This is a genomic window from Halomonas sp. AOP22-C1-8 (genome assembly GCF_052378905.1).
Taxonomy (GTDB): Bacteria; Pseudomonadota; Gammaproteobacteria; order Pseudomonadales; family Halomonadaceae; genus Vreelandella; species Vreelandella citrativorans.
This window is the reverse complement of sequence record NZ_JBQSYD010000038.1, coordinates 13,969-27,789: the sequence shown is the minus strand read 5'-3', so window position 1 is coordinate 27,789 and position 13,821 is coordinate 13,969. Positions and strand designations below refer to the sequence as shown.

Genomic DNA, 13,821 nt, shown 5'->3' with positions numbered 1-13,821 from the left:
AGGGGTGCCAAACGGCACCCCTTTTTGATCCGCTTGCCAGCTTACCAGCCCGTCACTTCTTTCAGTGCGTCGCCGATTTCTGCCAAAGAACGAACGGTTTTAACACCGGCGTCTTCCAGAGCAGCAAACTTCTCGTCAGCCGTGCCTTTACCACCAGAAATGATGGCGCCAGCGTGGCCCATACGCTTGCCAGGAGGTGCAGTAACACCGGCAATGTAAGAAACCACTGGTTTGGAAACGTGATCCTTGATGTAGGCGGCTGCTTCTTCTTCAGCCGTACCACCGATTTCGCCGATCATGACGATCGCTTCGGTTTTCGGATCCTTCTCAAACATTTCCAAAATGTCGATGAAGTTGGAACCCGGAATCGGGTCGCCACCGATACCGACACAGGTAGACTGACCGAAACCGTGGTCAGTGGTCTGCTTAACGGCTTCGTAAGTCAGCGTACCAGAGCGGGAAACGATACCCACACGGCCCGGCTGGTGGATGTGACCCGGCATGATACCGATTTTGCACTCACCTGGCGTAATAACACCCGGGCAGTTCGGGCCAATCAAACGCACGCCCAGCTCGTCGCATTTTACTTTTGCGTCGAGCATATCAAGCGTAGCGATGCCTTCGGTGATGCAAACGATCAGCTTGATGCCAGCGTTAGCGGCTTCAAGGATTGAGTCTTTGCAGAACGGAGCCGGTACGTAGATAACGCTGGCTTCCGCGCCTGTTTTCTCTACCGCTTCTTTAACAGTGTTGAAAACTGGCAGGCCCAAATGCTCCTGGCCGCCTTTGCCCGGCGTAACACCACCGACCATTTGCGTGCCATAGGCAATCGCCTGCTCGGAGTGGAACGTGCCCTGGCCACCGGTGAAACCCTGGCAGATGACCTTGGTGTTCTTATCGATCAGGATACTCATTACTTGCCCTCCGCCGCTTTAACAACCTGCTGAGCCGCATCGGTCAGACTGGTAGCAGCGATGATGTTCAGACCGCTGGACGCCAGTTTCTCAGCACCCAACTCGGCATTGTTACCTTCCAGGCGAACCACGACCGGCACGTTGACACCCACTTGCTCAACGGCACCGATAATGCCTTCAGCAATCATGTCGCAACGTACGATACCGCCGAAGATGTTAACCAGAACGGCTTTCACGTTGTCGTCAGACAGGATGATCTTGAACGCTTCTGCTACGCGCTCTTTGGTCGCGCCGCCGCCAACGTCCAGGAAGTTAGCCGGCTTGCCGCCACTCAGGTTAACGATGTCCATGGTGCCCATGGCCAGGCCTGCGCCGTTTACCATGCAACCAATGTTACCGTCGAGTGCGACGTAGTTCAGTTCCCACTTCGCTGCATCGGCTTCACGCTGATCTTCCTGGGAAGGATCGCGCATGGCCTGCAGGTCCGGGTGACGGTACAACGCGTTGCTGTCGAGGCCCAGTTTGGCGTCGAGGCAGTGCAGGTTGCCTTCGTCAGTGATAACCAACGGGTTGATCTCTAAAAGTGCCAGATCCTTGTCGTGGAACAACTTGGATAGGCCCAGGAAGATCTTGGTGAACTGTTTGACCTGGTCGCCTTTCAGGCCCAGAGCAAAGGCCAACTCACGCGCCTGGTACGGCTGTGCGCCAACCAGCGGATCAATTTCGGCTTTAAGAATCTTTTCCGGCGTCTCTTCAGCAACCGTTTCGATTTCAACACCACCTTCGGTCGAGGCCATGAAGACCACGCGACGGGTAGTACGATCGACAACGGCACCGAGGTAAAGCTCATCGGCGATATCAGTGCAGGTCTCTACCAGAATCTTGGCAACCGGCTGACCTTGTTCGTCAGTCTGAAAGGTTACCAGGTTTTTGCCCAACCACTGCTCGGCAAACGCCTTCGCTTCAGCCGGATCTTTGATCAGCTTAACGCCACCCGCTTTACCACGGCCACCTGCGTGCACCTGGGCTTTAACTACCCACATGTCGCCGCCGATCTTTTTGCAGGCTTCTACTGCTTCTTCGGGAGTGTCCACGGCAAAGCCTTTAGACACTGGTAGACCATAATCAGCAAACAGCTGTTTGCCTTGATACTCGTGAAGGTTCATCGATTCATGCCATTGGTTGCATGTGACTCGAACGACAACCCGTTTTAAAAACGGGCTGTCCCCGTACTTTCGCGCGCTATTTTACAACATGCCCGAAAGTGATGCGCCACCTAATGGTGGCGCCTGGTAGTTACCGCTGAACTTATTTGCGCTTTTTACGATTAGCCATGTGGATTGCATGGCCTTCCACCGCGAGAGCCGCTTCATGAATAGCTTCAGAAGTGCTCGGGTGGGCATAGCAGGTCAACGCTAGATCTTCAGCGCTGGAACCAAATTCCATCGCGATAACGCCTTGGGCAATCAGCTCACCTGCGTGCTGACTGACGATGTGCATACCCAGAATGCGGTCTGTTTCGGCATCGGCAATAATCTTGGCCATACCTTCAGGCGCATTGTTGGCAAGCGCACGACCGTTGGCAGAGAACGGGAAAGAGCCGGTTTTGACTTCAATGCCTTTCGCTTTGGCATCTTGCTCGGTTATACCTACCCACGCGACTTCAGGCGAGGTGTAGATAACGCTGGGGATGGCGTCGTAATTCATTTCAGCTTTATGGCCAGCGATAATGTCAGCGACCATAACGCCTTCTTCAGACGCTTTATGAGCAAGCATTGGACCACGTACACAGTCACCGATTGCATAAACGCTCGGGACATTGGTACGGCACTGGTCATCAACGAAGATAAAGCCACGCTCGTCAAGCTCAACGCCTACGCCGTCGGCAATCACGCCTTGCGTATAAGGACGACGACCCACACAAACAATCAGTTTGTCGAAGGTCATTTCCTGTTCGCCGTCACCGTCGGTGTACTTAACGACGACTTCGTTGTCCTTGACCTCAGAACCGGTCACGCGTGCGCCCAGTTTGATGTCCAGACCCTGTTTCTTGAGCAGCTTCTGGGTCTCTTTGGCAATCGCGCCGTCAACCATCGGCAAAAAGCTGTCCATGGCTTCAAGAACGGTCACGTCAGAACCTAAACGCTTCCAAACGCTGCCCAGCTCCAGGCCGATAACACCGGCACCGATAACACCCAAACGCTTGGGTACTTCGGTAAACTCAAGTGCGCCTGTAGACGTCACAATCAGGTCGTCGGTCAGCGGCGTCGGCGGAATTTCAACCGGCACGGAGCCTGCGGCGATAACGATGTTGTCAGCCGTGTAGGTCGTGGCATTGCCATCGTGGTCGGTTACTTCAACTTCGGTAGACGAAGTAACTTTACCTTTACCTTCCAGCGAAGTAACACCGTTGGCCTTGAACAGTGCGCTGATGCCGCCAACGTTTTTGTTAATGACCGAGTTTTTGAACTCGAGCATTTTGGCGATGTTAGCCTTCGGCGCGTCAATCTCGATGCCAACTTCAGCAAAGTGATCACGTGCTTCAACAAACTTATGTGAGGTTTCCAGCAGCGCTTTGGAAGGAATACAACCGACGTTCAGGCAGGTGCCGCCGTGAACAGTCTTGCCTTCCTTGTTAACCCATTTTTCAACACAGGCTGTTTTCAGGCCCATTTGTGCTGCGCGGATAGCAGCTACGTAACCGCCAGGGCCGGCGCCGATAACGATCACATCAAACTTGTCAGCCATGTTGGCTCCTTTAGCTCGGTGCTCTTCTCCCGTCTTTACAATGCCGAGAGAAGAGCGGTGTGCGACTGCATAAGAAGGGTGGCGCGTATCGAAATATCAATACGCAAGGATACGTGGTCTACGTACCTTAGACGTCCAGCAGCAGACGTGCCGGATCTTCCAGCAATTCTTTAAGCGTAACCAGGAAACGTACGGCGTCTTTGCCATCAATCATACGGTGATCATATGACAGTGCCAGGTACATCATGGGGCGGACTTCAACCTTGCCATTAATAGCCATCGGACGATCCTGGATTTTGTGCATCCCCAGAATAGCCGTTTGCGGCGGGTTGATAATCGGCGTCGACATCAGAGAACCGAACGTACCACCGTTGGTGATGGTGAAGGTGCCGCCGATCATGTCGTCCATGCCCAGCTTGCCGTCACGACCACGCTTACCGAAATCAACAATTGTTCTTTCGACATCAGCAATTTTCATGCTGTCGGTGTCACGCAGTACGGGAACCACCAGACCACGGTCAGTGGATACCGCAACACCGATATCCTGGTAACCGTGATACACGATGTCGGTGCCGTCGATAGAGGCATTAACATCCGGGAAGCGTTTGAGAGCTTCAGTTGCCGCTTTTACAAAGAAGCCCATAAAGCCCAGCTTGATATCGTGAGCTTTGAGGAAGGTGTCTTTGTACTGCGCACGCAGGGCCATGATCTCAGTCATGTCCACTTCGTTATACGTGGTCAGCATGGCAGCGGTTTGCTGAGCTTGTACCAGACGCTTGGCAATGGTTTGACGCAGGCGGGTCATCGGCACGCGTTTTTCAACACGCTCGCCTTCAACAGCCGCTGGGGCTGCTGCGGCGTTGCTCGGCGCAGAAGACTTGGCAGCACCTTTCTTGGCGGAGCCATCTTTAACGGCTTTTTGCACGTCTTCTTTTAGAACACGACCGCCTTTGCCCGTACCTTCAATTTTGGCAACGTCAAGGTCGTGCTCGGCAACCAGCTTGCGCGCCGCCGGTGCGACGATCTTGTCGCCCATTTTCTCATCGCTGGCGCCATCGTCAGCAGAGGCGGCTGGCTCTTTATCAGCCGCTGTTGCTACGTCGCTACCGCCACCTTCGGTGAAAACCGCAAGAATTGCTTCGGACTCTACCTGGCTGCCCTCTTCGGCTTTAATTTCTGCCAGCGCACCGTCAGCAGGCGCAACCACTTCCAGTACGACTTTATCGGTTTCGATATCAGCCAGTACTTCATCGCGCTTAACCGCTTCACCGACCTTTTTGTGCCAAGTCGCCACGGTGCCTTCCTGGATAGACTCAGGGAAGCTCGGCGCTTTTACATCATGCTGCTTGCCGCCGCTGGCTTTCTTCTCTTCTGTTTTCTCTTCTTTCTTTTCGTCTTGCTGATCAGCTTTCTCGGCTTTCGGCTCATCAGAAGATGGCTCTTCTTTTTTACTGCTGTCGCCTGAGGCGCTGCCTTCACCGATTTTGCCAAGCACCTGCTCAGACGCGACGCTTTCGCCCTCTTCGGCCATTACGTCAGTCAGGGTGCCCGCTTCAGGTGCCACCACTTCCAGCACCACTTTGTCGGTTTCGATTTCAACAATCAGTTCGTCACGCTCGACGCTGTCACCCGGCTTTTTATGCCACGTAGCCACAGTACCTTCGGCAACGGATTCCGGAAAGGTTGGCGCTTTGATCTCGGTAGCCATGTCGTTTCCCTTATGGTGTTCTCTAAATCCGGTGGGCGCTTTACAGATTGAAAGCGTCTTCCACCAGCTGGCGCTGCTGTTCAGTATGGACGGACATATAGCCCGCTGCCGGCGCGGCAGAGGCAGGACGTCCTGCAAATTTCAACTCGCGTCCGAGGCCATCTTTAAGCATATCGGCCACTGTACGCATGTGGTGCTGACTGGAGTACCAAGCGCCCTGGTTCAACGGCTCTTCCTGACACCAGACAATATCTTCCACATTGCCATACGCCTGGAGCACTTCCAGAAGTTCTTCTTTCGGGAAGGGATACAGCTGCTCAAGACGAATGATCGCCGTATCGTTACGCTCGTTTTCTGCACGCCAGGCGGCCAAGTCATAGTAGACCTTGCCTGAACACAGAATCGTACGCGTTACGTTTTCAGCGGCCAGATCCGCTTGATCCGGCAATACCATTTGGAATTTGCCGTGAGCAAGATCTTCAAGGCTCGATACCGCTTCCTTGTGACGCAGCAACGACTTGGGCGACATAACAATCAGCGGCTTGCGCAGCGGACGAATCACCTGACGACGCAGCAAGTGATAAATCTGCGCAGGTGTCGTCGGCACACAGACCTGCATGTTGTGCTCAGCACACATTTGCAGGAAACGTTCCAGTCGCGCAGACGAGTGCTCTGGGCCCTGGCCTTCATAGCCATGGGGTAGCAGCATCGTTAGGCCACATAAACGGCCCCACTTGCTCTCACCAGAAGAGATGAACTGATCAACGACCACCTGTGCACCGTTGAAGAAGTCACCAAACTGGGCTTCCCAGATAACCAGGTCATTCGGCGCAGTGGTGGAGTAACCGTACTCAAACGCCAACACAGCTTCTTCCGACAGGAAGGAGTCGTGAATGGTGAAAACCGGCTGACCATCGGCCATGTTTTGCAGCGGCACGTAGGTAGAGCCATTTTTCTGGTTATGAACCACAGCGTGACGGTGCGAGAACGTACCGCGACCCACATCCTGACCGGTAATCCGGATCGGGTGCCCTTGGTCAAGTAACGTGGCGTAGGCCAGCGTTTCAGCAAAGCCCCAGTTCATGGCCATGCCACCGGCCTGCATCTTGCGGCGGTCTTCGTAAATCTTGGCTACCTGGCGCTGCACTTCGACCCCATCCGGAATCTCGCACATTTTCGCAGCCAGCTGCTGAAGACGCTTCATGTCAAAAGACGTGTCCGCATCGCCCGTCCACTCATGCCCCAGGTACGGCGCCCAATCCACAAACAGGGATTGATTGGGTTCCTGAACCAGTGCATTGGCAACGTGGTTACCCGCGACCAGGTCATCGCGATACGTTTCCATCATCGCTTTGGCGTCATCTTCAGATAAAACGCCCTGGTCAACCAAGCGCTTAACGTAAACCGTACGCGTCGACGCATGATCCTTGATTTTGGCGTACATCAAAGGCTGCGTACCGGACGGCTCATCGGCTTCGTTATGCCCACGGCGACGGTAGCAGACCAGATCAATAACGACGTCTTTTTTGAACTGTTGACGGTAATCCAGCGCCACTTGGGTCGCATGGATAACGGCGTCAGGATCATCACCATTCACATGGAAGATGGGCGCCTGGACCATCTTGGCAATGTCAGTACAGTACTCGGTCGAACGAGCATCCATGGGGTTGGACGTCGTAAAGCCCACCTGGTTATTGATGACGATGTGAATCGTGCCGCCGGTCTTATAGGCCCGGGTCTGAGACATCTGGAATGTCTCCATGACCACGCCCTGACCCGCGAAGGCAGCATCACCATGAATATTGATGGGTAACACCTTGTCGCCAGCAGGATCCTTGCGGCGGTCTTGGCGCGCGCGTACGGAACCTTCAACAACCGGTGCGACAATTTCCAGGTGCGAGGGGTTGAACGACATGGCCAGGTGGACTTCGCCGCCCGGTGACATGACGTTGGAGCTAAAGCCCTGGTGATACTTCACATCGCCAGAACCACGCTCAATCACCTTCTTACCATCAAACTCATCAATCAAGTCAGCCGGGTTTTTGCCCAGAATATTGACCAACAGGTTGAGGCGACCACGGTGCGCCATACCGATAACGACTTCCTTCGTACCATAACCGCCAGCACGCTGGATAAGCTCGTCCATCATGGGTACAAAGACTTCACCACCTTCAAGACCAAAGCGTTTGGTACCTGGATATTTGGATGCCAAGTAAGTTTCCAAACCTTCAGCAGCCGTCAGACGCTCGAGCACATGCTTGCGAACATCGTCACTAAACTTGGGAGCACTGCGCACTGATTCGAAGCGCCGTTGTAGCCAGCGTTTCTCTTCTGTGTCCACGATATGCATGAACTCACAGCCGATGGAGCGACAGTACGTCTTCTCCAGCGCGTCCACGATCTCACGCAGTGGTGCCTTATCAATACCCAGGAAAAACGAACCGGTCTGGAACTCGGTATCAAGATCAGCCTTCGTCAGCTGATGGAATGATAAATCGAGGTCAGGGACGGGGGTAGGATTACGCAGCCCAAGCGGATCGATATCAGCCTTTTGATGACCACGGAAGCGATACGCATTGATCAACTGCAGGACTTTCACCTGCTTTTTGTTCTCACCGCTATCGGCAGCGGCAACTACCCGGCCCGGGCGGCTTTCACGACCTAGCTGGTAGAATTGATCACGAGTCGGGCTTAGTGGAACATCGTGGGAGGCACTGCCCTCGGAACTCGGTAGCTGGTCAAAATAGCTACGCCATTCGTCAGAAACAGCATCTGGATCGGCGAGGTACTGCTCGTAAAGCGCTTCCACGTAGTGGACATTGCCACCACTAACGTGAGAGGAACGCCACATTAACTCCATTATGCCTTGTTGCATCTCTCGGTCACCCTACACTGATGGGGTGGTATCGGCATCGCTGCAAAAAACAACGACATCGCTATTGCCCTGCCGGCGGGGCGGAACATGTACCGGCGGCACCGACCAACGGCCGGAAGCCCTACATAATTGCTATTTCTTAACTGCTATTCTTACTCAGTTCATGCTCAAAAGCCGGTACTCGCAGCACCGGCTTTTAAACTTGACTGCTCATAAAGTGCGGCGACGCGCCGCACCTTATGACAAGCCCTATGATAACAAGCGAAGCGCCACGATTTAAGTAGTAAAACGAGACTTGTTGCGTGGCAATCGCTTTTTATTGACTCACAAGACGTTTATGTTGCATCTGCGAGCAGCATTTCGCGAATTTTACCGATGGCCCGCGTCGGATTTAAGCCTTTCGGGCAAACCGCTACGCAGTTCATGATGCCGCGGCAGCGGAACACCGAGAACGGATCTTCCAGGCTGGTCAAACGCTCGCGGGTTGCGGTATCGCGCGAATCCGCCAGGAAACGGTAAGACTGCAGCAAGCCAGCAGGTCCTACGAACTTGTCCGGGTTCCACCAGAACGACGGGCAAGACGTAGAGCAGCAAGCACACAAGATACACTCGTACAGGCCATCCAACTTTTCACGGTCTTCGGGCGACTGCAGGCGCTCAATGGCGGGCGCTGGCGTTTCATTTTGCAGGTACGGCTGAATACGCTCGTACTGCTTATAGAAAATCCCCATATCCACAACCATATCGCGGATAACCGGCAGACCAGGCAGCGGGCGCAGGATCAGCTTGTTGTTTTTCACAACATCTGACAGCGGTGTAATACACGCCAAGCCGTTTTTGCCGTTCATGTTCATACCATCAGAGCCGCAAACGCCTTCGCGGCAGCTACGACGGAATGCCAGACCGCTGTCCTGTTCTTTCATCATATGAAGAACATCCAGCACCATGACATCGCGCCCTTTGGTATCAACCTGGAACTCCTGCATATAGGGCGCGGAGTCGGTTTCCGGATTGTAACGGTATACGGATACCTGAAGATTGGACATTATAACTCCCTCTCGTCAATGCGGAGTTTAGTAGGTACGAACCTTGGGTTCGAACGTATCAACAGTTTTCGGCTTGAAGTTGACGTCGCGCTGCTTCAGCTCTTTGGTGAGCGGGAAGTAGAGCGAGTGTTTCAGCCAGTTGACGTCGTCACGGTCTGGGTAATCGTAACGTGAATGGGCACCGCGGCTCTCTTTACGCTCAAGGGCAGCAATTGCCGTCGCTTCGGCCACTTCCATCAGGTTATCAAGTTCCAGCGCTTCTACACGGGCCGTGTTGAAAGCATTGGACTTATCAGGCAGGTGAGCATTGGCAATACGGCTGCGCAGGTTGGCAAGCTTCTCAACGCCTTCCAGCATGTTTTTCTCTTCACGGAATACACCGAAAGAGTTCTGCATGATGTCCTGAAGCTCTGCTTTCAGCGCAGGAATGCTCTCACCGCCTTCCGACTCGTTCCAACGAGTAATACGCTTCATCGCTGATTCAATATCAGACTCGGAGGCATCCAGGTACTCAATACCTTCGTTCAGCGCGCCTTCAATAAACATACCGGCGGCACGGCCAAACACCACCAGGTCCAGCAAAGAGTTTCCGCCCAGACGGTTAGCACCGTGAACAGATACGCACGCTGCTTCACCACAGGCGAACAGACCGTTGATGATCTGGTCGTTGCCGCTTTCGTCCTGCAGAATCGCCTGACCATGAATGTTGGTCGGAATACCGCCCATCATATAGTGGCAGGTCGGCACGACCGGGATCGGGTCTTTCGCTGGATCGACATGAGCAAAAGTCTTTGAAAGCTCAACGATACCAGGCAGACGCTTGCTCAGCACCTCTTCACCCAAGTGATCAAGCTTCAGGAAGACGTGGTCGCCCTTCTCGCCACAACCGCGGCCTTCCAGAATTTCCATGACCATGGAACGCGCAACAACGTCACGACCCGCCAGGTCTTTCGCGTTGGGCGCGTAACGCTCCATAAAGCGCTCGCCGTCTTTATTGATCAGGTAGCCACCTTCCCCGCGGCACCCTTCGGTTACCAGCGTGCCCGCACCGTAAATACCGGTCGGGTGGAACTGCCACATTTCCATATCCTGCATCGGGAAGCCCGCACGCAACGCCATACCGATACCGTCACCCGTATTGATCAGGGCATTGGTGGTAGATGCGTAAATTCGGCCAGCACCGCCAGTCGCCAATACAGTGGCTTTGGATTTAACGTGAACAACTTCGCCAGTTTCAATGCACATGGCGATACAACCCACCACGTCACCGTTGCCATTCTTCACCAGATCAACCGCGTACCACTCATTCAAGAACGTTGTATTGTTCTTAAGGTTGTTCTGGTAAAGCGTGTGCAGCAGTGCGTGACCGGTACGGTCTGCCGCCGCGCAAGTACGCGCCGCCTGGCCGCCTTCACCGAAATTCTTGGACTGGCCACCGAACGGACGCTGATAGATGCGGCCGTTATCAAAGCGCGAAAACGGCAGGCCCATGTGCTCAAGTTCAAATACAGCTTTCGGGCCTTCAGAGCACATATACTCCGACGCGTCCTGGTCAGCGATATAGTCGCCGCCTTTAACAGTGTCGTACATGTGCCAGCGCCAATCGTCATTGGGATCAGAAGACGCGATAGCGCAGGTAATACCGCCCTGGGCAGAGACAGTGTGAGAGCGTGTCGGGAAGACTTTGGAAAGGACGGCTGTTTGTTTACCGGACTTCGCCAGTTCTAAAGCAGCGCGCAGGCCAGCGCCACCGCCACCGATAATAATGGCGTCAAACGTCAGGCTACGAAGGTTAGACATTTATCAAGCTCCCCACAGAATTTGAATGCCCCAAACCAGGTACACGAAGATAGCCAGAATAATCAGCGTCTGGGCACCTACGCGCAGGCCAGTGGACTTAAGGTAATCAGTGGTTACGGTCCACAAGCCAATCCAGGCATGTGCTGCAATGGATATAAAAGCCAGCAATGAGAAGATCCGCATCCACGTTTGGTTAAACAGGCCGCTCCAGGTGTAGTAGTCAAGGTCTGGATTAAACAACAGATAGGCCACCATAAAGACCGTGTAAACGGCCAGCACCACCGCAGACACACGCTGCATCAGCCAATCAGACAGTCCGCTTCGGCCAAAACTTGTGACGTTGGTTACCATACCCAAACTCCTGCCAGAATAATTAGAACGGCACTCACCACAACGGTGATCTGTGCTTTTTGCACACCACCTTCTAGTGTCACACCAATATCGGCATCCATTAACAGGTGTTTAATCCCTGCTACAAAATGGAACGCCAGCGCAGAAAGCAGTCCCCAAGCAATGAACTTGGCCAATAAATTATTGGCAAGTGCGTTGCTAACGGCATCAAAGCCTGCTGGAGATGAAAGTGACTTACCCAACGCCCAAAAAGCGAACACCAGGCCAACGAACAGAATAACCCCCGTAATACGGTGGGCAATCGACGTCAGTGCCGGAAGTGGGAAGTGTATCGTTGTTAGATCTAAATTTACGGGTCGTTTGCTATTCACGGCTTATACACACTCTCTTGGCCCGCTCTGCGACAGGTCGGGCATAGCCCGAGCGGGCAGTGGTTGCTGGAAGGGGCTCGGCCGTTTGCCAAGTCGGGCACGACCACCTACCTGCCGGTCGCGCGCCGTGGATTATAAGAACCTTCGCCCCTGCTGACAAACCGAACTCGGACCTAACTCAATTATGTTGCAAAAAAAAGCAGCCCGCCCGAGTCGATTTTGCAATGCAGCATCGATATAGTGACAGAGTCACGATAATTTGATAAGCCTGTTAAGGATTCGTCAAATCTCTGACACCTGGTTACTATAGCTATCATTTGCCATATACAAAAATTGTCTAAGATAATAATTTTGCATAACCATACACGCGCCACCCATGCCTAGCGCTTTGCATAATTGACAAAATGTCGCGCGCTCTTATAGTGGGCAAACCTTTTCGCCGGCGCGGCATGCGAAACAATGACTTTACGTCCCAACCCGAATCCGAAAGGAGGCCAACATGGCTGACAGGAAAGCAACATTGACGGTAGACGGTCTTGATAAAACGATCGAACTACCCATGTACTCCGGCACCCTTGGCCCAGACGTTATTGATGTCCGTGGCTTAGGTGCGGAAGGCCTGTTCACCTACGACCCTGGCTTTATGGCCACCTCTTCTTGCCAATCTGCCATCACCTATATTGACGGCGGCAAAGGCGTACTGCTGCATCGCGGCTACCCTATTGACCAACTGGCTAAAGAGTCCAACTTTGTTGAACTGAGCTATACCCTGCTTTTTGGTGAACTGCCCAACGACGAGCAGTACACGGACTTCGCTGCACGCATTCGCAATCACACGATGGTGCACGACCAAATCAACAACTTCTTTAAAGGGTTTCGCCGCGACGCGCACCCCATGTCAATTATGTGCGGCGTCGTAGGCGGCCTTGCGGCGTTCTACCATGACCACATGGATATCACTAAAGAAGAAGACCGCACTATTAGTGCTATTCGCCTGATCGCCAAAATGCCTACTCTGGCGGCCATGTCGCACAAGTATAATGTTGGTCAGCCGTTTAATTACCCGCGCAACGACCTGAGTTATGCAGAGAATTTCCTCTACATGATGTTCAGCAACCCGTGCGAAGAGTACAAGATCAACCCGGTTTACGCGAAAGCGATGGATCGCATTTTCATGCTACATGCCGACCATGAGCAGAATGCTTCCACCTCTACCGTACGCTTGGCAGGCTCGACCGGCGCCAACCCCTTTGCCTGCATTAGCGCTGGCATTGCGGCACTATGGGGCCCGGCACACGGCGGTGCGAACGAAGCCGTACTGGCGATGCTTGATGAGATTGGCGACGACTCTGAAGAGAACATCCAACGCTTCATTGATAAGGCAAAAGACAAGGAAGACCCGTTCAAGCTAATGGGCTTTGGTCACCGCGTGTATCGCAACTTTGATCCCCGCGCCAAGGTAATGAAAGAGACCTGCGACGAAGTACTCGCCGAGCTGGGCATGGCGAACGACCCGCAGCTTAAAATTGCCAAACGCCTAGAGCAAATTGCGCTGGAAGACGAATACTTCATCGAGCGCAAGCTTTACCCGAACGTCGACTTCTACTCTGGCATCATTTTGAAAGCGATGGGCATCCCCACCAATATGTTCACGGTAATCTTTGCCGTATCACGCACGATTGGCTGGATCTCCCACTGGAACGAAATGTTGAGCGAAAGCTATAAAATTGGTCGTCCGCGTCAGCTTTACACTGGCCATGACCAACGCGATTACCCGTCGAAATAATTTTCGATGGTTTAATCTTCAAGAAGGCCACCCACGGGTGGCCTTCCTTGTTTAAGCGTCTCTGCTTGTATATGACCGCTCTCCAAGCCTAATAACTCCCGCAAGCCCATCCCTCTAAACATGTTCGAATACGTGCGCTAGACGCGTATTCTGACCTCATTAGCACGACACCCAATAACGCCTCTCCAAACGCGCACGCTTCACCTCATCAATAGACGAAAA

Annotated in this window: 10 protein-coding genes; 1 reads left to right on the top strand and 9 read right to left on the bottom strand. The window is 53.5% G+C overall.

The features are described 5' to 3' along the window. Positions 1-41 precede the first annotated feature (41 nt). The 9 genes from sucD to sdhC all read right to left on the bottom strand — a co-directional run bounded on the left by sucD (position 42) and on the right by sdhC (position 11,813). Complete coding sequence (gene sucD / locus ACT3TY_RS16425; protein WP_172117205.1) at positions 42-914, bottom strand: succinate--CoA ligase subunit alpha; 873 nt, start codon at positions 912-914, stop codon at positions 42-44. Beyond that, positions 914-2,080 (bottom strand): ADP-forming succinate--CoA ligase subunit beta, encoded by a 1,167-nt coding sequence (sucC, locus tag ACT3TY_RS16420; protein ID WP_193054822.1) that lies wholly within the window; start codon positions 2,078-2,080, stop codon positions 914-916. Before sucC ends, sucD begins: the two co-directional genes overlap by 1 nt. Positions 2,081-2,222: 142 nt before the next feature. Beyond that, positions 2,223-3,662, bottom strand: a complete 1,440-nt coding sequence (lpdA, locus tag ACT3TY_RS16415) for a dihydrolipoyl dehydrogenase (RefSeq protein WP_172117206.1) — start codon at positions 3,660-3,662, stop codon at positions 2,223-2,225. 127 nt (positions 3,663-3,789) lie between these two features. Next, complete coding sequence (gene odhB, locus ACT3TY_RS16410) at positions 3,790-5,370, bottom strand: 2-oxoglutarate dehydrogenase complex dihydrolipoyllysine-residue succinyltransferase (protein WP_444628915.1); 1,581 nt, start codon at positions 5,368-5,370, stop codon at positions 3,790-3,792. A gap of 40 nt (positions 5,371-5,410) precedes the next feature. Then, on the bottom strand, positions 5,411-8,245 hold the full coding sequence (locus tag ACT3TY_RS16405) for a 2-oxoglutarate dehydrogenase E1 component (protein ID WP_441679625.1): 2,835 nt from the start codon (positions 8,243-8,245) through the stop codon (positions 5,411-5,413). A 335-nt stretch (positions 8,246-8,580) separates the two neighbouring features. Continuing rightward, on the bottom strand, positions 8,581-9,291 hold the full coding sequence (locus ACT3TY_RS16400) for a succinate dehydrogenase iron-sulfur subunit (protein WP_087106268.1): 711 nt from the start codon (positions 9,289-9,291) through the stop codon (positions 8,581-8,583). Positions 9,292-9,318: 27 nt separating this feature from the next. Continuing rightward, positions 9,319-11,091 carry a succinate dehydrogenase flavoprotein subunit gene (gene sdhA, locus ACT3TY_RS16395; RefSeq protein WP_172117209.1) on the bottom strand — a complete coding sequence of 591 codons (1,773 nt, stop codon included), beginning with the start codon at positions 11,089-11,091 and terminating at the stop codon, positions 9,319-9,321. A gap of 3 nt (positions 11,092-11,094) precedes the next feature. Then, complete coding sequence (gene sdhD / locus ACT3TY_RS16390; protein ID WP_172117210.1) at positions 11,095-11,442, bottom strand: succinate dehydrogenase, hydrophobic membrane anchor protein; 348 nt, start codon at positions 11,440-11,442, stop codon at positions 11,095-11,097. Beyond that, positions 11,436-11,813, bottom strand: a complete 378-nt coding sequence (gene sdhC, locus ACT3TY_RS16385) for a succinate dehydrogenase, cytochrome b556 subunit (RefSeq protein WP_441679627.1) — start codon at positions 11,811-11,813, stop codon at positions 11,436-11,438. The genes sdhD and sdhC overlap by 7 nt, the downstream gene beginning before the upstream one ends. Positions 11,814-12,312: 499 nt before the next feature. Here sdhC and gltA point away from each other — a divergent pair, with 499 nt between their 5' ends. Next, positions 12,313-13,599, top strand: a complete 1,287-nt coding sequence (gene gltA, locus ACT3TY_RS16380; RefSeq protein WP_172117211.1) for a citrate synthase — start codon at positions 12,313-12,315, stop codon at positions 13,597-13,599. Positions 13,600-13,821 lie beyond the last annotated feature (222 nt).

Bases quoted from the DNA above. Each gene is read 5' to 3' on its own strand.
- sucD (WP_172117205.1), bottom strand. From the start codon at position 914: ATGAGTATCCTGATCGATAAGAACACCAAGGTCATCTGCCAGGGTTTC.
- sucC (WP_193054822.1), bottom strand. From the start codon at position 2,080: ATGAACCTTCACGAGTATCAAGGCAAACAGCTGTTTGCTGATTATGGT.
- lpdA (WP_172117206.1), bottom strand. From the start codon at position 3,662: ATGGCTGACAAGTTTGATGTGATCGTTATCGGCGCCGGCCCTGGCGGT.
- odhB (WP_444628915.1), bottom strand. From the start codon at position 5,370: ATGGCTACCGAGATCAAAGCGCCAACCTTTCCGGAATCCGTTGCCGAA.
- ACT3TY_RS16405 (WP_441679625.1), bottom strand. From the start codon at position 8,245: ATGCAACAAGGCATAATGGAGTTAATGTGGCGTTCCTCTCACGTTAGT.
- ACT3TY_RS16400 (WP_087106268.1), bottom strand. From the start codon at position 9,291: ATGTCCAATCTTCAGGTATCCGTATACCGTTACAATCCGGAAACCGAC.
- sdhA (WP_172117209.1), bottom strand. From the start codon at position 11,091: ATGTCTAACCTTCGTAGCCTGACGTTTGACGCCATTATTATCGGTGGC.
- sdhD (WP_172117210.1), bottom strand. From the start codon at position 11,442: ATGGTAACCAACGTCACAAGTTTTGGCCGAAGCGGACTGTCTGATTGG.
- gltA (WP_172117211.1), top strand. From the start codon at position 12,313: ATGGCTGACAGGAAAGCAACATTGACGGTAGACGGTCTTGATAAAACG.